The organism is Streptomyces sp. NPDC057565 (assembly GCF_042801455.1).
In the GTDB taxonomy this organism is placed as follows: Bacteria; Actinomycetota; Actinomycetes; order Streptomycetales; family Streptomycetaceae; genus Streptomyces; species Streptomyces yanii.
In genome coordinates this window covers 206,264-231,578 of sequence record NZ_JBHVFU010000002.1, presented here as the reverse complement: position 1 = coordinate 231,578, position 25,315 = coordinate 206,264, and the positions used below count along the sequence as shown (strand labels likewise).

At 70.0% G+C, this 25,315-nt stretch carries 23 protein-coding genes and 1 pseudogene; 9 read left to right on the top strand and 15 right to left on the bottom strand.

Going from position 1 to position 25,315, the window contains the following annotated elements:
• Positions 1–4 precede the first annotated feature (4 nt).
• From ACFU8W_RS05090 to ACFU8W_RS05075, 4 genes are all read right to left on the bottom strand, one after another.
• Positions 5–316, bottom strand: coding sequence for a trypco2 family protein (locus ACFU8W_RS05090; protein ID WP_345517329.1), 312 nt, complete (start codon positions 314–316; stop codon positions 5–7).
• Positions 317–588: 272 nt separating this feature from the next.
• Entirely contained in the window at positions 589–1,416 is an 828-nt protein-coding gene (locus ACFU8W_RS05085; protein WP_384032383.1) for a glutaminyl-peptide cyclotransferase, read from the bottom strand.
• A gap of 342 nt (positions 1,417–1,758) precedes the next feature.
• Positions 1,759–2,853 (bottom strand): CU044_5270 family protein, encoded by a 1,095-nt coding sequence (locus ACFU8W_RS05080; protein ID WP_384032381.1) that lies wholly within the window; start codon positions 2,851–2,853, stop codon positions 1,759–1,761.
• Complete coding sequence (locus ACFU8W_RS05075; protein ID WP_384032379.1) at positions 2,850–3,521, bottom strand: RNA polymerase sigma factor; 672 nt, start codon at positions 3,519–3,521, stop codon at positions 2,850–2,852. Before ACFU8W_RS05075 ends, ACFU8W_RS05080 begins: the two co-directional genes overlap by 4 nt.
• Positions 3,522–3,663: 142 nt before the next feature.
• On the opposite strand from ACFU8W_RS05075, the gene ACFU8W_RS05070 reads away from it, so the two are divergent.
• On the top strand, positions 3,664–5,229 hold the full coding sequence (locus ACFU8W_RS05070) for a serine protease (protein WP_384032377.1): 1,566 nt from the start codon (positions 3,664–3,666) through the stop codon (positions 5,227–5,229).
• A gap of 344 nt (positions 5,230–5,573) precedes the next feature.
• Here the strand turns inward: ACFU8W_RS05070 and ACFU8W_RS05065 are convergent, their stop codons facing one another.
• The 3 genes from ACFU8W_RS05065 to ACFU8W_RS05055 all read right to left on the bottom strand — a co-directional run bounded on the left by ACFU8W_RS05065 (position 5,574) and on the right by ACFU8W_RS05055 (position 11,566).
• On the bottom strand, positions 5,574–5,972 hold the full coding sequence (locus ACFU8W_RS05065; RefSeq protein ID WP_384032375.1) for a DUF4440 domain-containing protein: 399 nt from the start codon (positions 5,970–5,972) through the stop codon (positions 5,574–5,576).
• Positions 5,973–6,306: 334 nt separating this feature from the next.
• Entirely contained in the window at positions 6,307–10,911 is a 4,605-nt protein-coding gene (locus ACFU8W_RS05060; protein ID WP_384032373.1) for an HAD-IC family P-type ATPase, read from the bottom strand.
• A 70-nt stretch (positions 10,912–10,981) separates the two neighbouring features.
• Entirely contained in the window at positions 10,982–11,566 is a 585-nt protein-coding gene (locus tag ACFU8W_RS05055; RefSeq protein WP_384032371.1) for a hypothetical protein, read from the bottom strand.
• A 353-nt stretch (positions 11,567–11,919) separates the two neighbouring features.
• Between ACFU8W_RS05055 and ACFU8W_RS05050 the strand changes: the two genes are divergently transcribed.
• From ACFU8W_RS05050 to ACFU8W_RS05040, 3 genes are all read left to right on the top strand, one after another.
• Positions 11,920–12,246: a hypothetical protein gene (locus tag ACFU8W_RS05050; protein ID WP_384032369.1), complete on the top strand. Its 327-nt coding sequence runs from the start codon at positions 11,920–11,922 to the stop codon at positions 12,244–12,246.
• Positions 12,247–12,542: 296 nt separating this feature from the next.
• Positions 12,543–13,208, top strand: a complete 666-nt coding sequence (locus ACFU8W_RS05045; protein WP_384032367.1) for a class I SAM-dependent methyltransferase — start codon at positions 12,543–12,545, stop codon at positions 13,206–13,208.
• On the top strand, positions 13,205–13,507 hold the full coding sequence (locus ACFU8W_RS05040; RefSeq protein WP_345517338.1) for a sulfurtransferase TusA family protein: 303 nt from the start codon (positions 13,205–13,207) through the stop codon (positions 13,505–13,507). The genes ACFU8W_RS05045 and ACFU8W_RS05040 overlap by 4 nt, the downstream gene beginning before the upstream one ends.
• Before the next feature lie 131 nt (positions 13,508–13,638).
• Here the strand turns inward: ACFU8W_RS05040 and ACFU8W_RS05035 are convergent, their stop codons facing one another.
• The 4 genes from ACFU8W_RS05035 to ACFU8W_RS05020 all read right to left on the bottom strand — a co-directional run bounded on the left by ACFU8W_RS05035 (position 13,639) and on the right by ACFU8W_RS05020 (position 15,709).
• Positions 13,639–14,070 (bottom strand): SRPBCC family protein, encoded by a 432-nt coding sequence (locus ACFU8W_RS05035; protein ID WP_345517339.1) that lies wholly within the window; start codon positions 14,068–14,070, stop codon positions 13,639–13,641.
• Positions 14,071–14,231: 161 nt separating this feature from the next.
• Positions 14,232–14,528 (bottom strand): hypothetical protein, encoded by a 297-nt coding sequence (locus tag ACFU8W_RS05030; RefSeq protein WP_384032364.1) that lies wholly within the window; start codon positions 14,526–14,528, stop codon positions 14,232–14,234.
• 326 nt (positions 14,529–14,854) lie between these two features.
• On the bottom strand, positions 14,855–15,328 hold the full coding sequence (locus ACFU8W_RS05025; RefSeq protein WP_345517341.1) for a carboxymuconolactone decarboxylase family protein: 474 nt from the start codon (positions 15,326–15,328) through the stop codon (positions 14,855–14,857).
• Between the two features lie 126 nt (positions 15,329–15,454).
• Positions 15,455–15,709 carry a hypothetical protein gene (locus ACFU8W_RS05020; RefSeq protein WP_384032361.1) on the bottom strand — a complete coding sequence of 85 codons (255 nt, stop codon included), beginning with the start codon at positions 15,707–15,709 and terminating at the stop codon, positions 15,455–15,457.
• A gap of 209 nt (positions 15,710–15,918) precedes the next feature.
• Here ACFU8W_RS05020 and ACFU8W_RS05015 point away from each other — a divergent pair, with 209 nt between their 5' ends.
• Positions 15,919–17,277 carry a phosphatase PAP2 family protein gene (locus tag ACFU8W_RS05015; RefSeq protein ID WP_384032360.1) on the top strand — a complete coding sequence of 453 codons (1,359 nt, stop codon included), beginning with the start codon at positions 15,919–15,921 and terminating at the stop codon, positions 17,275–17,277.
• 336 nt (positions 17,278–17,613) lie between these two features.
• On the opposite strand, the gene ACFU8W_RS05010 is transcribed toward ACFU8W_RS05015, so the two are convergent.
• The gene (locus ACFU8W_RS05010; protein ID WP_384032358.1) at positions 17,614–18,888 is read right to left on the bottom strand and encodes an LAETG motif-containing sortase-dependent surface protein; all 1,275 of its coding nucleotides are present in this window, start codon (positions 18,886–18,888) and stop codon (positions 17,614–17,616) included.
• Positions 18,889–19,663: 775 nt separating this feature from the next.
• On the opposite strand from ACFU8W_RS05010, the gene ACFU8W_RS05005 reads away from it, so the two are divergent.
• The 3 genes from ACFU8W_RS05005 to ACFU8W_RS04995 all read left to right on the top strand — a co-directional run bounded on the left by ACFU8W_RS05005 (position 19,664) and on the right by ACFU8W_RS04995 (position 22,115).
• Positions 19,664–20,446 carry a polysaccharide deacetylase family protein gene (locus tag ACFU8W_RS05005; protein WP_384032356.1) on the top strand — a complete coding sequence of 261 codons (783 nt, stop codon included), beginning with the start codon at positions 19,664–19,666 and terminating at the stop codon, positions 20,444–20,446.
• Entirely contained in the window at positions 20,447–20,653 is a 207-nt protein-coding gene (locus ACFU8W_RS05000) for a hypothetical protein (RefSeq protein ID WP_384032354.1), read from the top strand. It begins immediately after the preceding gene.
• Positions 20,654–21,077: 424 nt separating this feature from the next.
• The gene (locus ACFU8W_RS04995; RefSeq protein ID WP_384032352.1) at positions 21,078–22,115 is read left to right on the top strand and encodes an endonuclease/exonuclease/phosphatase family protein; all 1,038 of its coding nucleotides are present in this window, start codon (positions 21,078–21,080) and stop codon (positions 22,113–22,115) included.
• A 745-nt stretch (positions 22,116–22,860) separates the two neighbouring features.
• Here the strand turns inward: ACFU8W_RS04995 and ACFU8W_RS04990 are convergent.
• A pseudogene (locus tag ACFU8W_RS04990) lies at positions 22,861–23,157 on the bottom strand (M15 family metallopeptidase); the annotation flags it as partial.
• 49 nt (positions 23,158–23,206) lie between these two features.
• A complete protein-coding gene (locus tag ACFU8W_RS04985; protein ID WP_384032350.1) occupies positions 23,207–24,172 on the bottom strand; it encodes a trypsin-like serine protease in 966 nt (321 codons plus the stop codon).
• Positions 24,173–24,411: 239 nt separating this feature from the next.
• Between ACFU8W_RS04985 and ACFU8W_RS04980 the strand changes: the two genes are divergently transcribed.
• On the top strand, positions 24,412–24,537 hold the full coding sequence (locus tag ACFU8W_RS04980) for a hypothetical protein (RefSeq protein ID WP_384032348.1): 126 nt from the start codon (positions 24,412–24,414) through the stop codon (positions 24,535–24,537).
• Between the two features lie 82 nt (positions 24,538–24,619).
• Here the strand turns inward: ACFU8W_RS04980 and ACFU8W_RS04975 are convergent, their stop codons facing one another.
• Complete coding sequence (locus tag ACFU8W_RS04975; RefSeq protein ID WP_384032346.1) at positions 24,620–25,105, bottom strand: hypothetical protein; 486 nt, start codon at positions 25,103–25,105, stop codon at positions 24,620–24,622.
• Positions 25,106–25,315: the final 210 nt, after the last annotated feature.

Below are 25,315 nucleotides of genomic sequence, written 5' to 3'. Positions count from 1 at the left end.
CCCCTCAGTCCTCACCGAGCAGCTCGTCCCCGGAGATCAACGCCATCTGGTCCGGCGCGTCCGTGCGCACCGGCTGCAACGTCAACGTGAGCTTCTGAGTGACCGTGGCCGACCGCTTCGCCGTCGCGCTGGCGTCGAACACCCAGAACCTCACCTTCACCCCCGGCTCATGGGTCCGTTCCACCCCCACAGTCAGCTCCAGCTCCACCCGCTCCGCCTTGAACCTCAGGTCGGCGTCCTCACCGGCTGACATCGCCCGGCTCAGCTCCTGGCGCAGCTGCGCGATCATGTCCGCCAACTCGACCGCATCATTCACAAGCAGGACCCCCAACCGGCTCTTCTGGCCAACTACCCACTGAACTGGGCAACATCATCACGCATCAGCCCCCCGCTCCGTCCACCCCGGCAGCCGGTCCGGCGTCTCGCGCGCGGGGAACGCGCAAGCGTCGCAGCCCGCTCAGTCGAAGTGTCCGCGCGGCGACGCCGCGTAAGCCCCCGGACAGGTGCGCACCCGGGCGCGCTCCGGGTCGTACCCGGTGTGGGTTTCACCGCGGCAGTCGTCGTGATGCCGGAATGACGGGCGGCAGTTCACCTGGGAACGAAGGCGACCCGGAACATCTTGGGCCACCACTTGCCGGTGAGCAGGAACTGATCGGTTCCGGGAACAGCAGCAATACCGTTCAGGACGTTTGCGTGCCGCCTCTCGGCCGCGCTGAGCAGGGCCGGGACCTGGATGTCTCCGGTCACTCTGCCGGTGGTGGCGTCGATACGCACGATCCGGTCCTCGGGCCAGATGTTGGCGTACACGATGTCGCCGACGCATTCCAGCTCGTTCAGCTGTCCCACAGGCCGCGCATCGGCGGTGACGGTGATCTCCCCTGTCTTGAGGAGTGTTCCGGGGTCCCGGAAGGCGAGTCGGGCGGAGCCGTTGCTCGTCACCAGCCGCCCGCGTCGGCGCTGGTAGCAGACGCCCCAGCCTTCGTCCCGGTAGGGGACCCGGCGCAACTCGGCCAGCGTTCTTGCGTCCCGTTCGACCGCGATGCCGTTCTGCCAGGTGAGCTGCAACAGCGTCGGCCCCATGACGGTGATTCCTTCACCGAAGAGCGGCGGGGGCAACTCGGCTCGGGCCACTGGGGACTTGCCCGGCGGTCCCATCCGGGCCGAGGACTGTCCGGCCAAGCCCGTGCTCTCGTAGAGCATGCCGCCGGTCATCTCCAGGCCCTGGGTGAAGGACTTCGGGTCGTGGGGCAGGATCTCCGCCACCTTGACGGTCAATTGCTCGACCCCTGCCGCCGCCCGTCCCTGCATGCCGGGGCGGCCGGGGCCCTCGCCTCCGCTGCCCGCCCCACACGAAGGGACGAGCATGACACCGGCCAGGGCCACGACCGCGAAAGGGGCGGCCAGCGCACGACGCATGACCTCACACTGGCACAGGTGCCGACCGGAGCAGCTTTGCCCCGCCCGGCTCGGAGGCGTTTGCTCACAGGGCGTTGTCGTCCCGGGGCCGGCGGCGCCCGGGACCGGACCCGCTGGGGGACGAGGTCGCCGAACGGCGCAGTCCGTGCCCGCACACGGGCCGGTGCCATCTGATTCCACGGTCGTGTCCCGGCCGGGACCGGCTCCCCGTCCCGCACCGCTGTCATCGGCCGCCTCAATCGCCCATTGCGGTCTTCGCGGCTTGCTGAACGGAGGGGAGCCGGTAGCCGCCGGACCCGGTGGAACCGCGATCCGGCGCGGCCCATGTGTATGGCTGGCCCTCTATGCGGTCATCGGCGCGGGAGTCTCGCCGGCACGGTCGACTGCGGCCTTGGTGAGGACCGCGGAGGTGCCGACAACGGTCCCGGCCGGGCCGGCGTCGCCGGCTTCGGTGAGGACCGTGCGTTCACCGAGGAACGCGTACGTGGTCCGGTCGAAGACCCACTGCGTCTGCTGCCCGTGCGCCGTACGGGCGACGGCAACGCCCTCGCGTCCCGTGGCGTCGGTGGCCGCATGGATCACCGTGACCCCGGGGATCCGCGCAGCGGCCTTGTAGAGCGCGGCGCTGACCTGCGGGGGTGCCCAGGTCTCGGCCAGCAGTTCGCCGATCGCGGTGAATGCGCGCTGGTCCGGGTCCTGGCCCTGCCCGCGGGTCTCGTCCCGGATCAGTTTCAGCAGGGCGTCAGGGTCGGTGGGCAGCGACGCGACGTACTGGTGGGTCGGATTGCCGATCGACGGGCCCCTCTCGTCCAAGGTGCTCGGCCGGGGTGTCGCTCCTGGGCCGTCGAGGGTGTGGACCGGTGCGTCCGCGTCGAGCGGGGTGTCAGGCCCGCCCCCCTCGCGCAGCAGGCCGGGGCGGCTGCCGTCGGCGGACGACCACACCTGCCGCGTGTGCACGGGAGCCATGGTCACGGGGCCTCCTCCGGCGCTCTGCGCGGCGTAGGCGACCTTGCTCTCGACGTACACGAACTGGTCGGCACGGACCGTCGGTTGCTTCCTTCCGGCGGCGGCGAGTGCGATGCGGTCGAGGAGTTGTGTCACTTCGGGTGCGCGGGGGGCGCCGCCACGTGTGACCGCGGTGGTGCCACGCCCAGGCTTGTCCGCGAGGTTCACGGCCACGACGCCGCAGACCGCCACGGTGCAGGCGACGGCCGGCGCCAGGACCCGGATCAGGCGCCGGCGCGGGCGCGAGGCCCGGGTGGTGAGGACGCCGGGCGGTTCGGCGAGGGCAGCCTTGCGCAGCAGTGCTTCCTTCAGCAGCAGTTCACGGTCGGGATCCAGGCCGGGGACCGGCGGCGGGGGCAGCAGGCCGGCGAGTCCGAGGCGTTCGGTCTCCTCGGACCGGTGATGCGTACGGCGCCGGGGGGAGGTGTTCATCCGTGGTTCTCCTGGGTCAACGGCCGGGCCATGGGGGTGTGGCCCGGTACTGGCTTGGCGGGGCCGGCGGAGTGTTCCCTGCTTTCCGCCGCGGCCGGCCGATCGGCTCCGGCCGGCGTGGCCTGCGAACGCGCGGCGCGGGCTTCGGCGCCGGCGAGCTCACGCAGTCGGGTACGGGCGCGGGACAGGCGTGACCGGACGGTGCCGACCGGCACACCGAGTGCGTCGGCTGCGGCCGCGTAGTCCAGACCGGCCCACACCACGAGGGTGAAGACCTCTCGGTCGCGGCGCCGCAGGCGGGCGAGTGCGGTGTGTGCGGCGCGCAGTTGCTCGGCATCCGCGAGGTGCGTGACGAGATCGTCGACGAAGTCCGGAATCGAACCGCGCTCCGGCACGCGGGCGAGCGCGATCTCGCGGCGTCGGCGTGCGCGTGCGTTGCGGCGCATGATGTTGGTGGCGATTCCCAGCAGCCACGGGCGCAGACTGTCCCCGTCGGGGCGCAGCTTCTCCCGGCTGCGCCATGCCTCCAGGAAGGTCGCCGAGACGACGTCTTCGGCCTCCGCCCAGTCGCCCGTCACCCGCAGGGCATAGCGGTACAGCACCTGGGCGTGCTCGTCGTACAGCTCTCCCAAGGCGTCGCGGTCTCCGCGGCGGAAGCGATTCCTCATGAGTGATTCCACACTCTGCTCTGCCACGTCCGTTGCGCCGGTTCCGGTGACGTGCGCCACACGTGCCGCCCTGGGCCGCGCCGTTGCACCCGACGTGACACAGCTCACGGGAACGCCGGCGCCCGGCAGCGCAGTGCAGGTCATGAACAGTTCTTCCGTACCCCGCCGGAGCGTCCTCCGCACTGTGGCTCTCGCCGTGGCCCTGGTCGGCAGCGCGACGCCCGCATGGGACACCACCGCCTTCGCCGCGGAGCCGGCGACATACGCCCTGACGATCACTCACCTCGACCGCACCGGTCACAGGACGGGGGACTACGCCACCAACGTCACCGGAATCTCCGGCCCGGGTGCCGACGAGGCCGTCCATCCGTACGACGCCTCCGGCACGACCACCGTGCGCCTGCCCCGGGGCCGGTACCTCCTGGACAGTTCCCTGACCACCGGTAACGAAGCGGACGGGACGGACTGGATCGTCCAACCGCGCCTCGACCTCGACCGCGACACCACCATCACCGTCGATGCGCGGACCACCGTCCCCGTCGACGTACGGCCGCCCGACCGCTCCGCAGGCTTCCTGCACAGCGCGATGTTCGTCCAGGTCACGCACGACGGCGCCACCCGGGACGCCAACCTGGTCAACTCCAGCCCGAACCTGCGCGTCGCGCACCTGGGCCCCGACAGCGAACCCGGATCGGTGAAGCAGTGGTTCGACGCGTACTGGACGACCGAGACCGTCGGCTACGCGCTCGGCTACACCTTCACCGGCCCCCGCGCCCTGACAGGGCTCACCCGGCACCCCTCCCCGGAGGACCTGGCCACCGTGCAGATACGCGGCGCGGCCCGGCCGGGGACCGCAGGGACCGCGTCCGTCGACCTGCAACCGAGTGCCGGACCGACCGTCGGCGTCGCCCGGATGCTGGCGACCCCCGGCACCGCGACCTACCTCGTGACGCCTGAACGCGGCACCTGGGACATCACCTACACAGCCCCCGGTACGCGCGGCGCGGCACCGAACCGCTACAGCGCCAATGGCGTCGCGGTGCGGGCCGGGGGCACGACCACGCACACCTTCGACAACGCCGTCTTCGGCCCCGACCTCACCGGCCGCCCCGGCGTCGTACGCGACGGCGACCGCGTCACCGTCGATGTCCCGCTGCTCGCCGACGGCGACGGCCACGTGCCGTCGTCACCGCAGTACGACAAGGCCTCGACCACTCTTCACCGCAACGGCGTGCGCGTCGGGACCCAGTCCGGCGCCCCCGGACGAGCCGCGTTCACCGTGCCGCCGGGCAGCGCGGAGTACCGGCTCACCAGCACGGTGAATCGCAAGGGTGCGCCCGGCACCGCCACGCGTGTGACCGCGTCGTGGACCTTCACCTCGCTCACCACGACCGGCCCGGCCCCGGTGCCGGTGAGCGTCGTGCGGTTCTCGCCCGCGCTCAGCCCGACCGGCACCGCTGCGGCGGACGCGACACTCCGTATCCCCGTCACGGTGCTGGGCGCCGCCGAGGACGGACGTGTGCGCTCGCTTGCCGTCTCGGTATCCGTGGACGGCGGCGCCTCGTGGACCCCGGTCCCGGTCGAGGGCGGCGCCGTCACGATCCACAACCCGCGCGCGGAGATCGGCGTCTCGTTGCGCGCGGAGCTGACCGACACCGGCGGGAACACCCTCACCCAAACCGTCATGGACGCCTACCGGACACGATGACCCCGTAATCCGGGCAGGGGAACGGCGCGTGAGACCTTCGGCCTCCGGCACCTCGGGCGAGGGGGAGCTCCAGGGCAGTCGGCTGGACCTCTTCGATTGTGGGCAGGAGGTGGGGCATCTCTTCCCTGTGGTGTCTGCCGGCCGGCGGAAGGACCTCAGGTGACGCGTACAGAACTCCCGTACAAAAGAAGGGAGTTGATCGGCCCGTTCCTGCCGCTCGGAGGGTTCGGCCCGTCTTCATGCGGTTGCGGCGGCGGTTCGAAGGAGTGATCTGGCGACCGCGAACCGCATGGAGACGGGCAGCCCTCCGCCGGACGTCCCGCCCCGACGGGATGCCCGACGAATCAGGGTCGGTCGTGCCAGGCGAATGCCGTGATCCGCCAGCCGTCCGCGGTGCGGACGAACTGGATGGTCTTGGTCCCGACACCCTCGAACGGCTCACCGTCCAAGACCCCGGACTTGCGGTATTTGCCGAACCGCGACGCGATATCGCCCGCGATCTCGGTTCGCTCGGAGGTCTCCCACTCGGAGAACTCGACCAGTCGGCCGTCGGACAGCAGCCGTCGGCGGGGCTCGATGAACTCGTCCACGGTGTAGACCGTGAACTTCGGGGCGGTCGTGACGATCACGCCGCTCGGAAGGACCAGCCGCCGGATCCGGTCCACGTCGGCAGCCTTGCCGCCCCGGTTGTCAAAGGCGCCGAAGAACTCGGCGGTCAGTGCGTCGATCTCGGTCTTGGACATGGGCGCGACGCTAACACCGAAGGAGCGAGGGCTCAGCTGTCGAGACCACCCGGCCGACCGGGGGCGGACGCAGCCCGCCTGACCTGCGGCGGAGCTGCCCGTGATCCGACGCCCGGACAGCCCCGGGCAGGGCTGAACGCTGTCAGCACCGCAACGACGGCCGGGCAGCGGTCTCCTGGTCGGGGTGACTGGCCGGATTCCCTGAGCCGGCTCTCCCGGGCCCGGGCGGCGGTCTCGACCCGTTGCGGACCCGGAGCGTGGCCGCGAGGGTCGTCAGGTGGCTCCTGACTGCCGCTGCCGACTCCCGCCGCCGCGCTGAATCACCTTCAGGTCGTCAGTGGGCGAGGCGCACCACGGGACGCACTCGCGAGGTGAGGTCGGCCAGCAGCCGGTCGGCCTGCGGCAGTACGCGGGGTCCGAGGGCGGCGGCGCCGACGGCCACGGCCACACCGGCCCACGCCAGTGGGCCCAGCGGCGTGCACCCGAAGAAGTGGCTGACGACGGGCGTCTGGACGAGGGCGATGAGCACGGCAGCGGTGCCGAGGACGGTCGCCAGGACCAGTGGGCTGTGACGGCGTCCGACGACGGTCTGGGTGAGCTGGGCGCCGACCACACCGCACAGGGCCATCGTGCTGGTGCGCCGCGCCGAGCCCGGAGTGAGGCTGCCGATCAGCCATGCGATGGCCGCGCCGATTCCGGTGATCAGGCCACGATGGCGGATCTGGCGGGTCAGTGGCCGGCCGAGGACGGCCAGGCCCACGGGTGCGTCGTCGGCTGCGGTGGGCTCACCGGTGGATTCCGGATCGTGGGGGGTGACCGCGACCGCCATCGCCGGGAACATGTCGGTGAGCAGGTTGACCAGCAGCAGTTGACGTGTCGTCAGCGGCGACGTGCCGGACAGCAAGGTGCCCAGTACGGAGAAGCCGACCTCGCCGGCGTTCCCTCCGAGCAGAATGCTGATCGCGTCGGCCACGCTTCGCCACAGGGCGCGGCCCTCGCCGATGGCGTCGATGAGAACCGACAGTTCGTCGTTGGTGATCACGAGGTCCGCGGCGTTGCGTGCGGCGGCCGATCCGCGCGCCGCGATGCCGACCCCGACATCGGCGGCTCGGATGGCGGCGGCGTCGTTGGCGCCGTCCCCGACCATGCCCACGACGCGTCCCGCCTCCCGGAGCGCCTCGACCACCTGCAGCTTCTGCTCGGGTGCGACGCGAGCCACCACGCCGCAGTCCCGGAGCAGGCGCGCCCGCCCCGCCCGGTCGAGTGCGGCCAGCTCGTCACCGGTGACGACCGTGACATCCGATGGCCAGCCCAGAGCGACCGCCACGGAACGGGCGGTCTGAGGGTGGTCGCCGGTGAGCATGACGGGTCGTACGCCGACCTCGCCGAGACCGGACACGAGCGGAGCCGAACTGGCGCGAGGGGTGTCGGCCAGTGCCACGAACCCGATGAGTTCCAGCAGTTCAAGGGGCTTGTCCAGGGCCTCCGCCGCCTCTTCCGCCGAGAGGCGGCGCTGGGCGACGGCCAGCAGCCGCAGGCCCTGGGCGGCAAGGGCATGCGCCGTGTCGACGGCTGTCGGATCCGCATCGGGGCAGCAGGGCAGCATGACTTCAGGCGCCCCCTTGACGACCAGCATGTCCTCGCCGTCGTCGTCCCTTCCGACGGCGGCCGCGTAGCCCCGGCTCGCCTCGAAGGGCTGGGCCCGCACGGTGGTCCACCCGGTCTCGCGCGGGGCGGCTGCCACGACGGCCTCGTCGGTGGCGTGGGCGTGGACACCCGGCTGCTCGGCGACGCGCGGGCAGGCCCGGGCGGCGATGCGAAGGATCGGTTCTGCTTCGGGGCCCGACGCAGGGTGCTCGGCGCCGGCGGCAGTGACCAGGCGGACGACCCGCAACCGGTTCTCGGTGAGGGTCCCGGTCTTGTCGAAGCACATGGTGTCCACACGGCCCAGGGCCTCCAGGCTGCGCGGCGTGCGGACCAGGACACCCAGCCTGCTGAGCCGCCGCGCCGCGGACATCTGCGCCACCGTCGCCACCAAGGGCATGCCTTCGGGGACGGCGGCCACCGCGACTGCCAGCCCGCCCTGGAGCGCGGTGCGCACCGGGCGGCCGCGCAGCAGGGACAGACCGGCCACCGCGGCGCCGCCGGCGAGGGTGAGGGGCAGGACCCGGCGGGTCAGCCGGTGCAGTCGTGCCTGGACTCCTGCCGAGGTGGGGACCCGGGCGGCGAGGGACGCCGCGCGGCCGGCTTCGGTCTGGTCGCCGGTGCCCACGACCACGGCGCGGGCGTGGCCGGCCACCACCGTGGTGCCCTCGAACACCATGCAACTGCGGTCGGCGACGGGCGCCTGCGGTACGGCGTCCACCTGTTTGCGGGTGGGCAGTGACTCGCCGGTCAACGAGGACTCGTCGACCTCGAAGCCGCTGACTTCCAGCAGGCGCGCGTCGGCCGGCACGACGTCATTGGTGCGCAGCTCGATCACCTCGCCGGGCTCCAGTCGTTCGGCCTCCACGAGGGACGCCTCATCTGCTGACACGTCGGGGAGGCGCCGGGCTGTTCGCCGTTGCCCGGTGACGAGTTCGGACAGCGCCTGCTCCGCGCGCAGCCTCTGCACTCCGCCGACCAAGGCGTTCCCCGCGACGGCGCCGATGACGAGGACTGCGTCCACAGCGGACCCCAGCAGCGCCGACGCGGTGGCACCGACCAGCAGGATGGGGGTGAAGGGGTCGTCGAGTTCGGCCCACACGGCGCCTGCCAGACGTGCGCCGACCCGCGTCGGCGCGAAGGCCGGGTGAGTGGCTGCGGCGCCCACGACGTGGCCGGCCCGGGTCCGCACCACCCCCCATGCGGTGGGCGCGGCCCGCGGCGCCCTCGCCAGCCGGGCCATGGCCTCCTCCGGATGCAGAGCGTGCCAGGGCACCCGCGGCCCGGGGTGCGGGACCGTACGGGCGGCGACACCCAGCGCGGTGAACCAGCCCGACACCAGAGACACGGCGGTGGCGATGTTGACAGGGCTGATCCGCAGTTCGAGGGGGAAGGGGACGCGTTGTGTCCGGGCTCCGCGGGTGAGTACCAGGAGCTCGGAGAGCGTGGCGCCCGCCTCGGCGAGGAACTTGGACCGTCGGGCGGCCGCCCGTGCAGCGGGCACGGCGGACAGCAACCGCCACGTCCCCTCCAGTCCGCGCAGCGGCAGAATGTCCGCGCCCCAGACGACAGCGCTGCGCTCGTCGGCGAAGGCGACGGCGATGTCACTGCGGAGCAGCCCATCGAGTACGTCGCGGGCGGCCGCGGTCGACGCCCGTTCCGCTGCGGCTCGGTCGTCCGGCACGCGCGCCACCGTGAGGACCGTCCGCCCGTCGCTCTGCAGGCCGGCCACCACCTCGGCCAACGGGATCCCGGTAGGGACGAGTTGGTCGGCCAGCGTCCCGAACTCGCCGAGCGAGTGGTCGTCCAGCACAACAACGTGCAGGCCGGCCCGGCGCGCCGCGTCCAACGCGGCCTCGGCCATCGGGTCGACCTCCCAGCCGACCAGGACGGTACCGACGTCTTCGCCGCGCACCGACGCGATCATCAGTCCCGTGTCCGACCGTCCCGTGTGCGACGCCAACTCGTCGGGCACCGGTCGCAGGCCGAGTCCCGCCTCCCCGGACGGCACTGCCCCGTCCCCGAGCGCACTCAGGGCTGCGGTGGACTCCCGCCACAGCCGACGGTGATCCCAGCCCGCCGTGCTGGGGTGGACATCGAGCACCGCGCGCCGAGTGCCGCGCAGCGCTTCAGGATGCAGGACCACAGTGTCCACAAGCTCCAGTCGGCGCAGCCGATCCGGGCTGCGGACCAGCACGTCCTCGCGCGCCAGGGCACTGCCGAGCGCCGCGGTGAAGGCCGCCGGGCCGTAGCGCGCAGCCTTGGGTGAACCGGCCAGCACGGTCTCGGCCGCCCCATCGAGGTTGCGGGTGAACAGGAGCGTGGCAAGGGCGCCGCCCAGCATCCCGTTGATCGCGGCGTCGGCGTACTGCTCGCCGGGGCACGAACGCAGCGGCGGACGTACGACGTCGTCTCCGGCCACGGTCAGCCTGCCCGGAGCGCACAGCGTGTCGTGCAGGGCGTCGAACGTCGCGAGCTGGGCAACGGATTCCACCAACTGCGCGGTCCGCAAAGCCGCGTCGAGCAGCAGCGGACTCGGCGACTGCCCGACCCCACAGACAGCCGCATGGGCCGCGGCGAGCACCAGATCGGCCATGTCCGGGCCCAGCGCGCGGCTCAGCACCGTCCGTACCCGGGAGTCCTCACGCATCACGACGACCGCGGCCACGACGACCTCCGGCACCGGCTTCAGAGAGACCGTCCGTGCCACGAGGGAGGTGGCGATGCCCGCCGCATCGCACGCAACGGCGACAGCATTGGCGCGCACACCCCCGGCTGCACCCGGGTGGGCGTGTTCCAGCGTCTGGTCACCGACGTGCACCAGCCCGTGTTCGGCGGCAAGTTCGGACACACAGTCCACCACATGCTCGCCGATCGCATCCTCGGTGGTCTCCATGACCAGCCGCCCCAGGCCGCCGTCCCAGTAAGCGAGCAGCACGTCAGGGTGCTCGGCCAGCTCGACGGCCACTTTCTCGGCGGCGGCCTCGAGCCGCTCCGCGGTGGGTTCCTGCGAGTCCGGATGTTGCCGCAGTGCGAGGTGCATGCGGGAGCCGGCGCGCCAGTAACCGACGTGCGGGGTCACGGCGTTGCGGGCGACCCTGCCGACCCGCAGTGCGGTCGCCGACACCGCCGCCGCGCCGCTCACAGCGCCCCGCGCACCGGCGCTCACCAGCTCAGCCACCATCCGGGCCGTGTCGGTGGTCGGCGGGGCGATCCGGCGCGTGGCCTCGACGGGGGCAGCCAAGGCGTTCTGGAGGACCACGGCGGGCAGCCCGGTCAGCAAGCGGAGCAGCATGTCTCACCTTCGCGGGCTTGCCGCACGGGCCGGCGGCGGAACGGTTGTCGGAGCGGATGGAAGGCCGGCGTCAAGGCTTCTTCCGCCCACCTGCCTTGGTGCGCGAGGTGCTCGTGGCGGCGCCCTTGGACGAGCGGGCCTTCGCCGTGCCCGAGGTGCTTGTCGACTTGGGCGCGCGGGTTTTCGCCGTTCCCGACGTGGCCTTGCCCGGACGGGTCTTCGCCGTCCCCGACGTGGCCTTGCCCGGACGGGATTTCGCCTTCCCGGTGGCGGTCGACGCCTTGGCCGACCCGGCGGCGTGCTTCGCCTGCAATGCTTCGGCGCGGGCCTCGCCGGCTGTCCGGGCCGCCGCGACATCCTTGGGACGCGGCTGCGTGAGCCACACCACGGCGGCGCCCGCCGCGACCACTGGCCACTCGACCACACCGGCCACGCCGAGCAGCCCGGCACCGGTGTAAGCCGCGACACGTCGTGTCTGGGGCGAGACGATCCCGACGGAGTCCAGGACACCGTCGACGAACCCCTTGACCCTCTCGGCGCCAGGGACCTTCTCCATGGCCGTCGTCACCGTCTGCATGGGGTGCGCCAGCGTCTCCTGGACGGGATGCTGCACCTTCGTGTCCCCTGAGCCATGCGCATGGGAACTGTCAGTCATGGTCGCTCTCCCTCTGTAGCGAAGGTGAGGCATACACGTGGATGCCGTGGCATTTCTCACCTTTCCGGCAACCTTGACCAGGCCGGGCTGCTTCGGCAACTCTGGACATGTCCGACTGCGCCGTTCGGCGTAGTCGGCGGTGACGTCCGCTGCGCTGTGAATTCCCTGCTGGGACAAGTCCGAGAAGACCGGCGTCCCGGTCCCGGCAGAGGCCGCTGCGGATCGCTGACCGACACCCCGCGCGAGTCCCGGGCCGTGAGAAGGCGACGGCATGAGTGCCCGGCTCGGTTCCGAGCCGTCATCCCGAACGCCCACCGCAGTCAACGGGCCCAACCTCCTGTGGAGGCCGCTTCATGCGCATCGAACTCACCTGGCCGCGCCCCGACGCCGACGACCGGACCCTGACCCTTGCGCTTCCCGACCTGCCCGCCCTGCGGCACGCGAGCCGACTGTGGACTCCTGCCGTCCTTCAGCGCGCCGTCGCATACGCAGAGCCCGTAGTCGCAGCCACAGCCATCGCCGCCGGTGCCGGCCCGCTCACCCGGGCCGCACTGCCGTACGTCCTCCGGTTCGCCCGGCAGGCACTCGACATCGGCACATCCGGCGCCATCGCGAGTCGGACAGCGCGGACACCGCCCCATGGATCGTCCTCGTCGGCTCCTCGACCGCCTGCGTCCTGAGCGACGTACCGACGTACCGGAGAACGGCCACAGGGGGCCAGGTCGAGCTCCCCGGCGCGAGGGCAGCTACGCCCCCGACGATCGCTCGCTGCGGCGGCTCAGCGCAGATCCAGTGCTCCTCCCGGCAGGCTTTGCCCCGTCGCACCGCCCAGCACGCCCTCCCCCCCCCAAAGCCTTAAGGGCCAGGGGGGACCCCCTTCCGCGTCGGCCGGAAGCCGCTCCGCACGGGCAAACATGGCCGGTCACGGGACTAGGCTGGCCAACACGGGACCGGGTGGTGGAGAAGGGCGTCAGCAATGTCGGAGCACGAGCCGGAGCTCGCCGGAGCTCAGCGGGAGCACTGGCAGCGGACATACGGCGAGCACCCCGGCATGTACGGCGAGGAGCCGTCCGAGCCGGCCGTCCACGCCGCCCGGGTGTTCCGGGCGGCCGGGGCACGCAAGGTTCTGGAGCTGGGGGCCGGGCACGGCCGCGACGCCGTCTACTTCGCCCGTGAGGGCTTCACCGTCCAGGCGACCGACTTCAGCCCGGTCGGCCTGGAGCAGTTGCACGAGGCGGCCGCCGCCCAGGGCGTGGCCGAGCGGGTCGCCACCGTGGTGCACGACGTACGCGAGCCGCTGCCGCTGGCGGACGGCTCGGTGGACGCGGTGTTCGCGCACATGCTGCTGTGCATGGCCCTGTCCACGAAGGAGATCCAGGCGCTGGTCGGCGAGGTGCGCCGGGTGCTGCGGTCGGGCGGCGTCTTCGTCTACACCGTCCGCCATACCGGGGACGCCCACTACGGGGCCGGTACCGGGCACGGCGATGACATCTGGGAGCACGGCGGATTCGCGGTGCACTTCTTCCCCCGCGATCTGGTCGATGCCCTCGCCGACGGCTGGCAGTCGCAGGAAGTTCACCCCTTCGAGGAGGGCGACCTGCCCCGCCGGCTGTGGCGTGTCACCCAGACCCTGCCCCGATGAGCGCCTCCTCGGTACCGGCCGCCGACATCACCGTCGACGGCACCGGTCTGCTGTGCGTCACTCTCCTGCTCCGCCTGCGGTCCCGCATCGCAGACGCCGAGCCGGGCACGGTCGTCCACGTCGTCGCCACCGACCCGGCCGCCCCGCTCGACCTGCCGGCCTGGTGCCACATGGTCGGGCACGAGTACCTCGGCCCCCTGTCCGGCGCCGACCGGGCGACGTACGCGCTCAGGCTCGCCGCGGACGCGCGCCCCACCCGGCCCGGCGCCCCGTGGCACCCGGCCGAGCCGGTCCGCTGACCGGCGCGGCGAGCACCGCACCCCCTGCTGTTTGCCGCGCTGAGCGCACGGATACCACGAGGGCCGTGGACCGCACTGCCGTCCTGCTCCCTCGCGAAGCGTGAGGCCAATTCCCTATCGGTGGGGGCGCCTCACCGTTCCCGTTCCACCAACTCCTTGAAGTGCTCGAGGTCGTCCCGTACAAGCCGTTCGATCGCGGTTGCCTGGGCGAATCCCTTCGGCCCGCCGAACGCCTCCTTGAGGGTGCCCGGGTCGTACTCGATCCGGGCCTGGACTCGGGTGTGCTCCCGGTCGATGGGCAGCAGTGAGAAGGTTCCCGACAGGTCGGGACCGCTCGTGGTCTGCCACTCCATCAGGTGTTCCTTGCCGCGGTCGGTGATCTCGGCTTCGAACTCCTGAGCTCGGCCGCCCGCGTCGACGTCCAGGTGCGCCCGGTGCCCGTCCTGCGAGCGAGCCTCGCGTACTCCTTCGACGAATCTCGGATAGGTCTCCACCTGGTGGAGGCTTTCCCAGGCCACAGCGATCGGAACATCAACGTCGATCTGTTCTTCGAGAGTGCTCATGGGCCACCTCAAAACTCGGTTCACCGTTCATGGGGCCATGGCTCCATTGTCGCCCCCGGAGGATCGATGGGGGCCGGTGTCGGTGTCCGCGGGGCCGGCGGGCCGGTGCTGTCCGTCCTCGCTCGGCGTTCCCGGACGCGGGTACAAGGACCGCGGCGGCTTCAGGCGTGCCCGATCCCGAGTTCGCGGCCGCGGTAGAAGCCTTCCCGCTCCTCGACGATGTAAGGGGCCATGGCCGCACGCCGCTGTGTCTCCGCCGCGGAGGCCCGCCAGGAGTCGCACGCTTCCTTGGTATCCCAGAACGACACCCCGGTGATCTCTTGCCCGTCCTCGGACCAGTACGCGTAGGCGCGGTGCAGCGCCTGCGGGTACTGGTCCGGGCGCCAGGCCCTCTCGAACTCCTCCAACGCGCCCGGCTTGATGCGGCGTGTCGTCACCCAGACAAAGTGCTCCACCATCGCGGCCTCCTCTGGAATGCCGGTTCGACTTGATGGCGCCTTCTCGAGCCATCGTAGGTTTGTGGCACCGCTTCCGCCCCTGCTGCGGGGGAGCGCGGTAGCCCCAGGCCGATGAGCGGGCCCCGGGCGACGGGGCAGGAGCTGACGAGCAGGCGTGGGTGTCGTGCCCCACCATCAAAGGAAGTCGTTCACTGCTCGATCCGGCACGGATCCGGAAGGACCGCCGGGCGGACCAGAACAACACCCCAGGGCCCGGCGAGGGGCGCCCGGGGTGTGTGATGCCCCAGCCACGGTGGCACCGGCAGTCCGTGGCCAGGCACTCCTGGTTATGCGAACTGGCCGGGCCGGTAGTCGCCGGCGGGCTGCTGGATGATGACGTTCGCCCGGTTGAAGGCGTTGATGAGGGCGATCGCGCACACCAGCGCGGCCAGCTGCTCCTCGTCGTAGTGCTTGGCAGCGTTCGCCCATGCCTCGTCCGTGACCCCGCCGGCCGCATCCGCGATGCGGGTGCCCTGTTCCGCCAGCTCCAGCGCGGCCCGCTCGGCCTCGGTGAAGACCGTGGCCTCCCGCCACGCCGCGACCAGGTTGAGACGTACAGAGGTCTCACCGGCGGCGGCGGCGTCCTTGCTGTGCATGTCGGTGCAGAAGCCGCACCCGTTGATCTGACTGGCGCGGAGCTTCACCAGCTCCTGCGTCGCGGTCGGCAGCGTCGAGTCCGCGAGCACCTTGCCTGCCGCAATGATGTGCTTGAAGACCTTGCCGATGGTCGGACTGCTGAAGGCGTCCAAACGGGCACTCATGGTGATCTCCTCTGTCGTTGTCGGTGCTTACACACTTACGACGGCACAGCTCGACAGGATGTGACATGAACGCCTGTGACCTGCGTCTCCCCTCCCGCGCCGCGGCAGGGACCACCACGACGACGTTCAGGCCGGTCCAGGTGCCGAGTTCGGCGCGCTGCCACGGCTGGGTGCCGCCAGGCCGGTCATGGCGGCGTTCGGGGAGACGGTGACGTTGTCGGTCGAGGGAGTGAGCACGGGCACGTCGAGCTGGAACTCGCGCGTGCGCCCGCGATCGGCGATCACCCCGGCCATGGCGCGGACACGGTCGGCGTCCCACGCCACGCTGCCGTAGTCCAGGTCTCCGACGGGCATGTCGTTCATCGCGTTCGGGCGACGCATACCATGCCGCACCATGAACGAGGCGGAACCCGGAGTGTGATCTTTCCGTCTTCCCCCCGTCGGGCGGGCTGCTTTTGGTGAGGGAGAAAGCAGCCTTGACTGGAAAGTAGCGAGCGAACCCACCCTGACTTTATATCAAAATATAGAAAATCGGCTGAAAATTGAGACATATAACATCGCGGGCTTTTTCGCGAATAAACAGGAGAACCATGTTCTCCGTGTGGCGTCAACCACGAATAAGACTCTGGGTCGTGGCGGGTGTCACGACCCTCGGATTCCTCATCGCGTTGGAGATCGCCGCACGTCGCTACGGCCTGCCGGGGCCGATCGCCAGTCAGGCGCGAGAGCTGATATTCCCCCCCAAATCAGGCTTCCTGTTGTACGCCGGTATGGCGTTGATGATGGTGGTGCTCACCTGGCGGCAACGGTTCATCGCGGCTGCTGCCGCGATCGGTATCGACGTCGCCTTCTTCGTGGTCCGGTGGGCGGTCGGCGCCGAGATGACCGGCGGCCACCCCTTCGGCAACGGTGCGTTGTGGGTTCTTCTGGGCTATGCGGTCATCGCTGTCACTCGCCGTACCGGCCGGGAACGTGTCCTGCTGCTGAAGGGCGTCGGGCTGGGCCTGCTGCTGGTGGCCGGCCGCAAGACCGGCGACACCTGGCTACTCATCACTTCAAAGACCCGCCCGGCGGTGCTCGACCAGTACGTGGCGACCGCCGATCACGCGCTGGGCAACCCGTCGTGGCTGATGGGCCGGATCGTCACGGCCACCGGCCCGATCGGCTTCAATTTTCTCGACATCGTCTACGGTCAGCTCGCGGTGGCCGCGGTCGCCGTCGCGCTGTATCAACTGCGCAACGTGGCGGTCGAGCGCCGCTTCCCGGGCCATCATCTGGTGCGCACTTTTCTGGTGATCGGCCTCCTCGGGCCCGCCATCTACATGATCTTCCCCGTGGTCGGACCGATCTTCGCCTACGGCACCGGCGCCGAGCACTGGGCGACAGTCAGCCTGTGGTCGGAAACGCCGTCCAGCGAGCAATGGGCGGTGGCCAACCTGTGGCCGGAAACGCCGCCGCCGATCAATACCCCGCATCACATGCCGTTCGACGGGATCACCCCACGGAACTGCATGCCCAGCCTGCACACAGCGTGGGCCACCGCGATCTTCATCCATTCCCGGACGGGCCCACGGCTTCTGCGATTCGCAGGCACCTTCTGGCTGATGGCTACGCTCTGCGCAACACTGGGATTCGGCTACCACTACGGCGCGGATCTCATTGCCGGCGTGGTGTTCACGCTCACGATCGAGGCAGCTCTGCGCTCGCTCGACCACGGCTGGGATCGATCAGGGATCCAACTGGTCGCTTGCGGCGCAACCGTCTTCGCCGCGCTCCTGGTGTCCTATCGCTATCTACCGCTGGAGATGGCGAGGCATCCATGGGTGTCCGGACCACTTCTCATGCTGGCGATGACCTCAGTGGTCTACGGCTACGTCAGGACCAACGCACTGTGGAAACCGAGGACCGCGCCGGCGCGGCAACCGGAACCACAACCCGGACTGGTTTGAACCGAGTTGCACCAGGTTGCGGGCTGAGCGCTACCCGAGTGAGGCTGGGATGCCGGGGTGTGGCGGAGGTGGCACGTCAGCCCATGACCGGCAGCCGTCCCCTCGATCGGGAGGATCTGCCCCGAGCCCACGGAGGGCGCCTGCACCCCCCAACACCCCAGCCTCCTCCCGGCAGGGGTACCCGCGCCACCGTGCGCCGACTCACGACGGTCGCAGCTGTCACGGAAGCGCGGTCACGGCCCTTTTCCCGGTGCGGCTCTTCCGCTGCTCGGTGTCGGGCCCGTTGGGTGGCCAGCGCGTGGGGCGGGGTGCCCGATCGGCACCCCGCCTCATGCGTCAGGCGTGGGAGCCGGCCTTGCGACGGCGTACGAGGTACACCGCGCCCCCGCCGAGCGCTACGGCCGCGCCGCTCGCGAGGGCAAGCTGCGACGTCGCGGAGGACGACCCCGTGGCGGCGAGGCTGCCGCTCACCGGACGGGCCGACGTGCCGCTCTGCGCCTTGAGGTCCGAGGTGTTCGGCTTGGTCGTGCTGGGCTTGGCGTCGTCGACCTTGCCGGGCTTGCTGCCCGCGGCGGCGATCAGGAACTCGTAGCCCTCGAGGTCCGGGTTCCCGCCGCAGGTGCCGTTGTCGTTGAAGTAGTCACCGGCGACGAAGGTGACGCCGTTGCCTGCGGGGGCCGAGGCGTCGATCGTGAGGCGCATCTTGATGTCGGCGTGGGCGCCGGCCTTCAGCGGGCTGATGGCGTCCATGTAGTGCTCGTTGTCGACGGTCTTCCACTTCGAGGACGAGGCGGAGGACCACTGCAGGTGCACCAGGTCGTCGATGTCGTTGAGCCCGCTCCGGTCGGTCGCGTGGACGTAGGCGAACGGAAGCACCTCGTCCATCGTCTTGTCGGTGCCGTTGGTCACCCGGAGATTGAAGTTGACCTTCGTGCCGGCGACGACGGTGGACGGCAGGCCCGTGACGACCGTGGTGAGCTCGGTCTCGGGGACGCATGCCTCACCGTCCTCGCCGCCCTCCTCCTTCGCCTTGGCCAGCGCCTCGTCGGCGGCGGTCATGTCGGCGAGCGCCGCCTTGGTGGCCTTCTGCGCCTGGTCCAGCTTCCGGGCCGCGGCGACCCGCTCGTCGTCCCGCGCGTCCAGGGCTTTTACGACCTCGGCGTCGGCGGCGGCCTTGGCCTCGTCGGCGGTCTCGGCGTCGGCCTTCGCTTCGGTGAGCTTGGTCGCGGCGGCGGTCCTCTCCTCCTCGGTGGCCGTCTCCGGGAGGGCGTCGACCGCGGCCTGGGCGTCGAGCACCGCCTGGTCGGCGTCCATCTTCGCGGTGGCGGCCTCCGCCGCCGTGGCCTCGGCGGCCTTGGCGGCCACGGTCAGAGGACTGGTGTCGGAAAGGACCGCTTTCAAGGCCGCCTCGGCGGCATTCTCGGCCTCTACGGCGTCCTCGTACGCTGCCTTCGCGATGGCGGCGGCCTTTTCCAGCTCCGCGATGGACGGCTTGTCCTGCGTCTGCGCTGCCGGCTTGTCGTCGGCGAACGCGGGGGTGACCGACAGCAGGAGAGCAGGCATGGTCACTGCGGCGGCAACAGCTGTGGCAAGAATCGGGCGAATCTTCACAAGAGCCCTTCGGTGTCCGAAAAAAGAGAAGAAGGGGGTCGCGGCGGAATGAGACACGCAGATGCGACTTGAGGTGATCGTATGGCCGGGGCAACGGTCGACCATCATGAGTTCTTCACCTGCTCCGGCCAATACCACAGCACCGTGACCGACAGAAATGGCGAAAGGGTGCAGTTGTATTCCCTGCCCGCGCTTTCACTGTGATCAATGCCACATGGCTCCGGGCGTGGTGTTCTGCGCATCCCGCGGCGCCGCCCGCCCCGCGAGCGCCTGCACTTCCGCATGCGCGTAGCCTCCCCGCTCACCCGCCGTACCCGCAACGCTCCCGGCTCTGTGGCAGTGGGGCCGTCGGGGACGTGCAGAACGTTCAGGGGTTCTCAAGTACGCAGTCGAGTACGGCGGTTCCTGCCGGGGTGATGACCCCGGTACGAACACCCCGTCGCAGTCCGCTCGTTGACGGGACGCGAGACGGTACCGCGTCTTTGCCCCATGACCACCGAGCCAGTAGGAGCCGGTGCGGGCGTCGACGAACAGGGACGGCACGGCCTCCTTCAGGGCGGCGATCTCCGCCGCGTGCAGCTGGGCCGGAGCGAGGGTGCCGCCCGCCCTGCAGCCCTCGTTGCCGTTGCGCGCTGCATCTGTCGCGGGGCTCCTACGTTTGTCGCCGGTTCTCTGCGGATTCTTCTGCGATCGGTAACAGAGGGATCTTGTAAGGGCGTTCGTATGTCTTCATGAGCGCACGGCATCGGCGGAGACAGCAAAGGGGCGGGTGGACATGGCAAGGCACAAGGGAAGGGGATGGCACGGCCGACTTCTCGCGGCGGCGCTCGGTGTGACAGTGGTGGCCGCTGCCACCTCCATGTGGACCGCGCAGGCCGACACCGCCGGAGGGCGGCAGCCGCAAGCACGTGTCTCGGTGCCGGACGCCCGGCCTCAGGACCGGACCGTGGCCAAGGTGGCGGCGGACATCGCGCACGCCTCGGACCGCGGCGCCCGGGGCGTCAACATCACCATCGACGACGGACCGGACCCGGTCTGGACGCCGCAGGTGCTGCAACTGCTGAAGGACAACGGTGTGAAGGCCACGTTCTGCATGGTGGGCACGCAGGCCCAGGCGCACCCGGACCTGGTCAAGGAGGTCGTGGCGGCGGGGCACCGCCTGTGCAACCACACGGTCTCGCACGACACCGCCATGGACACCAAGTCCGAGGCGTACCAGTCCCAGCAGATCCTGGATGCCGAACGCATGATCACCGAGGCGTCCGGAGGCGTCCGGCCGCAGTATTACCGTGCCCCGGGCGGTGCTTTCACCCCGTACAGCCGGCAGCTCGCCGCGTCCCGGGGGATGCGACCGTTGGGCTGGAACGTCGACTCCAAAGACTTCGAGCGTCCCGGTGTGGACACCATGGTCGCCACCGTCGAGAGCGAGATCTCCAACGGGCCGACCGTCCTCTTCCACGACGCGGGAGGGGATCGCTCCCAGACCTTGGCCGCACTGCGCGAGATCCTGCCCTGGCTGAAGCAGCAGGGGTACTCCTTCGGCTTCCCCGTGCGGTGAGTGCGGCTCGCCCGCACGGACATCAAGACCCGCCCCCGGCACCGGCAGGCAGGCGTGAACAAGTTGGCCGTCGCAACTTCCGACCAGTCTCAGGTGATCAAGAACGGCTGGACGGCCACGTTCTGCACGCCGCGGGCCGGCGGTGAGCAAGCCCCCACTCCGGGCGAGTACACCGATCTCGTCAAAGGCCAGACCGACTCAAGCTGAAGCAGCCTCCTCCCTGCTCCGGTTCCTCACAGGGACATCCGCGCCATCGATCCCCGGGACACTGCCTGGGAGCGGGAACATGACCGCTACCGCGTCTGCTTCCGGGACAGGTCGCGGGAACGACGAGCACTACCGCCGACGCCGCTGCTGACTGCACCTGGCGCAGCGCTCTTGCCTGTTCCGGTCGTATTCCGGCTGGCCTCTTTCCCTGCGGTCGCGGTGGTCTTCGGTGTTGCTGCTGTTGCTGTCACGAGAACGAGTGATTCTGAGCGGCGCTGTCTCACCGACGGACTCTCGCACTCACGTCCGCGCAATCATGCGAGTACGGGTCGTTATTGGACTGTTCGGGACAGTATGAGCGGATCCGGGGTGGTGTGAGGCTCCGGACGGCGTGATCTGACCTGGGCGGTGAGAGGAGAAGCGAATGGCACGCAGATGGGCAGCACTTCTGGCCGTCGTGGGGCTGGTTGCCGCGGCACTGGGCCTGGCGGCGCCGGCTGAGGCCGGTACTCGGCAGCTCAAAGTCGCCACGTACAACATCTATCTGGGCGCCGACCTCGCGCCTCTGGCCCTTGCACAGACTCCGCAGGAGCTCGTCGCGCGAGCCGGGATCGCCTACGACCAGGTGGTCGCCACCGACTTCCCGTCCCGCGCCCGGGCCATCTCGCGCCTGGTCAGGAACGAGCGCCCCGGGGTCATCGGCCTGCAGGAGGTGGCCCTGTGGAAGAAGGGCCCGCTGGGCGGTCCCCTCCACACCACTTACGACTTCCTGGACATCCTGCTCCGCGAGCTGCGCAGGGCTGGTCTCCACTATCGGGCCGCCGCGGTCGACACCACAGGCACCACCACCCTGCCGATCAGCGCCACCGAACAGGCGAGTTTCACGAACCGGGATGCGATCCTGGTACAGGACGGACTCCCGGTGAGGAACGCGCAGTCGCACCTCTATGCCGCGAAGCTCGTCATCACCACCCCGTTCGGAGTCACCTTCACCTTCCCGAGAGGCTGGTCCGCGGTGGACGTCGCCCTCAAGGGCAAGCCGGCACGGGTGCGGGTGGCCACCACACACCTGCAGCCAGGGGTGCCGGCCATTCGAAACGCCCAGGGGCAGGAGCTGTACGCCGCGCTGGCACAGTCGCCGTATCCCGTCACCGCTCTTGGCGACTTCAACGCCCTGCCCACCGAAGCGACCGGACCGTACGGCACGTTCACCACCGGCGGCTACGACGACGCCTGGCGGACCGTCCACGGCCCCAGGGACGGATTCACCGCCGTTCAGGACCCCGATCTGCGCAACCTGCCGTCCAAACTCAACTCGCGCATCGACTACGTCTTCTACCAGCCCACACACCTTTCGGCTGTCTCCGCCCGCCTGATCGGAGACAAGGTGAGGGATCGGACCCCCACGGGCCTGTGGCCGTCCGATCACGCCGGCCTGGTGGTACGGCTGCGCCTCCAATAGCCGATCGGCGGCGCAAGAATGAGCCATGGCGGCCACACGGGCTCCGGTCGCGAAACCCAGAGGCAGGTGCACCAGCCGTCGTCAGCCTCTGGCCGAAGCCACGTCGATCGGCGAACCACCGGCCTCCGACGTGGCGAAGGTCGTCGTTGATCGCCCTCGGACGGCCCACGGACGGCCCAGGAACGGAGCGCTGCCGCAGGCGGCCTTGGGCGCTAATGTCGCGCCCACTGTCGCAGCTTCCTGATGACACGGTCCTTGTGGAGACGGGTTGCCGAGATTTCGCCTGGGCTCGTCATGAACGCCGTGAGAGGGGTCCATCGCTTACGTCCGTTGCGAGCCGTCCACCTCACCGCGGGGAAGTCCGTGATCTCCATGATGCGCTCTCGGTCGATTACCCGTGTGCGCAGGTAGCCATGGATCACCAGCCGCGAGTGTTCGTATGTCACGCCGAGTCGATAGCCCCGCACCGCCAGGACAGCGAACCCGATCACGGCCAGACCGGCCGCAAGCCGTGCAATGGCGGTATCGGCCTGCGTCGCGTACGCAAGGCAGACAACCGCCGGAACGGCTCCGAGGCCGCTGTTGGCCAGACGGTTCGGCGTGGCCGGCGATTGCTCCATGAGGTTCCCCGTGTGGTCGCGTCTGCCGGCGCAGCCTACAGTCGGCGGTCCGCTCGACATCATGAGCACCAGTTTGGAAGATCGCGTACGTGGACGGCTGCTGAGCCGGCAAGGCGCTGAACTGCTCAGTCGAGTTCCATGGGCCCGAAGTGGGCGACTGCCGCTCCGGTCTGCAAGGCCCAGTAGCGGTCTCCGTATGACCAGTGCCACCACTCTGTCGGGTAGTTGACCAGGCCGGCAGCGGTGAGCGCCGTGCCCAGGATGTCTCGATGGGAGCGGGCCCCGTCGCTGATGTTGTCGACCTGGGTGTAACAGGCGCCCGCACTCTCTTCCGGAGTCGCGTCTATGGGGGTGCCCATGTCGAGTTCACGGCCGTCGGCGTCTCCGAGCGTCAAGTCAACGGCTGCGCCGGCAGCAGCAGGGCGGCGGCCCCCTGGCGAGGGAGCCGCCTTTGGGTTGCGGCGGTTTCGCTCAGGCGGCGTGGCGGGCCTTGCGGCGGCGTACTGCGAGGGCGGTGCCGCCACCGGCGGCGATCAGCGCGACGGCCAGGCCGGCGATCGCCGTGGTGTTGTCGTTCGTGCCGGTCTCGGCGAGGTCGGAGCCCTTGGCCGCAGTCGACGGAGCGCTGTTGGTCTTCATGGTCTTGTCGATCCAGCCCGCGTAGGCGGGCGCGCTGGTGTAGAGGCCGGGGCCCTGCGAGCACGGCACCTTCGGAGCGCCGGGCCCCGAGGTGACGCCGATCAGCTCCCAGCGGCCGTCCCGGCCCTTTGTGACCTGAGGTCCGCCGGAGTCCCCGAAGCACGCCATGGCCTTGGGCACGGTGGTGATCGTGCACAGCCGGGTCCGGTCCGCGTAGCCGGGCGCACACTCGGACTCGGCGCCCCTGCGGGTGTTCAGCTCCTGCAGCCGGTCCGGGAACTTGAACTCGGTGTCGACGGTGGTGCCGAAGCCCAGGAGCCGGGTCGGTGTGCCGGGCGGCCCTGCCTGCTCGGCGATCTTGATGGGTTGCTGGGCGACCGGGCGGTCCAGGCGTATCAGCGCGATGTCGTTCTTGTTGGCGGCCTTGTTGTCGCCGTTCACATAGCCGGGGTGGACGAAGGTCCGGTCGATCTTCCGGACGGTGCCGCCGGACTTGCGGTGGTCGCTGCCGACCCGCACGATGCCGTCCAGCTTGATGCCCTCGACCTTCAGGCAGTGAGCCGCCGTCAGCACCCACTGCTGATCGATCAGTGACGCCCCACAGTTCCCGTCGATCAGACCCTGGTCCGGGGCCGACTCCGGGATGGTCGCCATGAACGGGTAGCTCTCGGTGGAGTCCGACCCGTTGACGATGGCCCCGGCGCTGCCGGCCATGACAGTGACGCAGGCCGCGGCCGCGAGAGCGCCGACTGCAGCGGTGCGGGCGGTACGGCGGCGCAGCGGCTTGAAGCTGAACACAGAGAGTTCCCTTTTGCTTGGTGGATCCGTATGCATTCAGCCTCGTTGTCCGAAACCTGCTGCACCATCCGGGCAACTGGGCGGTCGATGGTGGGGCCAGCCCCCCTTCTGTATTGGGGAAATCTCGGGGGCCGGAGTGTGGCTGCCCGGCGAAGGACTTCGCAGAGTGCCGGCGAGGGACCCCGCAGGGAGTCACCGGCCCGGGAGCCAAGACAGAGACGTACGCCCTACTCGCGCTCGTGCACGCCGTACTGGCGACCGGCTACGACGCGGAACGGTCGAAGCGGCGAACGCCCCGCCGACGGCTGGACAGACCCGCCCCAGTGATCGGCAAGAACCACGTCGCGCTCATGGCCGCAGTGTGATGGATGCACAGGCTTCAGTTGGCCAAACACTCCGCTCTACCTGGCACGGATCCGGCATGAGCTCGTACCCCAGGCAAAGGGATCATTCGGGCAGCGAAACTTGTACGGGGATGCTGGGATCGAGGTCGGTAGAAACTGCCAACGACCGGGCTGCAGCTTGTAGATCGTGTTCCCATGCCGGGAGATCGTCCGGTCCGATCCATTCGCTGTACTCCGCTGCGATGGAGAGGAACTGCGTCTCCTCCTGGGTGTGAGCCGCGACCGTCGAGAGCCGGTCGGTCACTTCCTTGGGGCTCAGCTCGCGGCGGACGAGACCGAACGCAAGGCTCACGAGTAGGCGTCGGCCGGCCGTCTCCTCATCGGGAAGGTGTATGTCCAGCTCATCCAGAGCTTGGACGTACACCTCGCGGATCTCGGCGGCATCGCTTCGGCGCGACAGGCCGGCCAACTCGCGGAGAGCGGGAGAGTCGTGGCCATCAACGAGCGCATGCGCAGCGATCATCGGAAGATCCTCGGCGTGGAGTACTTCCGCCACGTACTGCCAAGCGCTGCCCTGCAACCTGTCCATGCGGCCATCGTGGATGCCGCGAGACTTTCTGGCCAGTCGATTGCTGTCGTGGCCTCGGCTCCTCGACCGACGCACACGACGCCGCGGTGGTACGAACCGAGACAGCCACAGCATGTGGCTCGATGCGTGGGAGTCCAGGCGCGATCTGCGTGCCTGGAAGCGTGGTTCCATGGGCAACAGCGGAGGAGATCTCTCCTGGATACCCCCCGC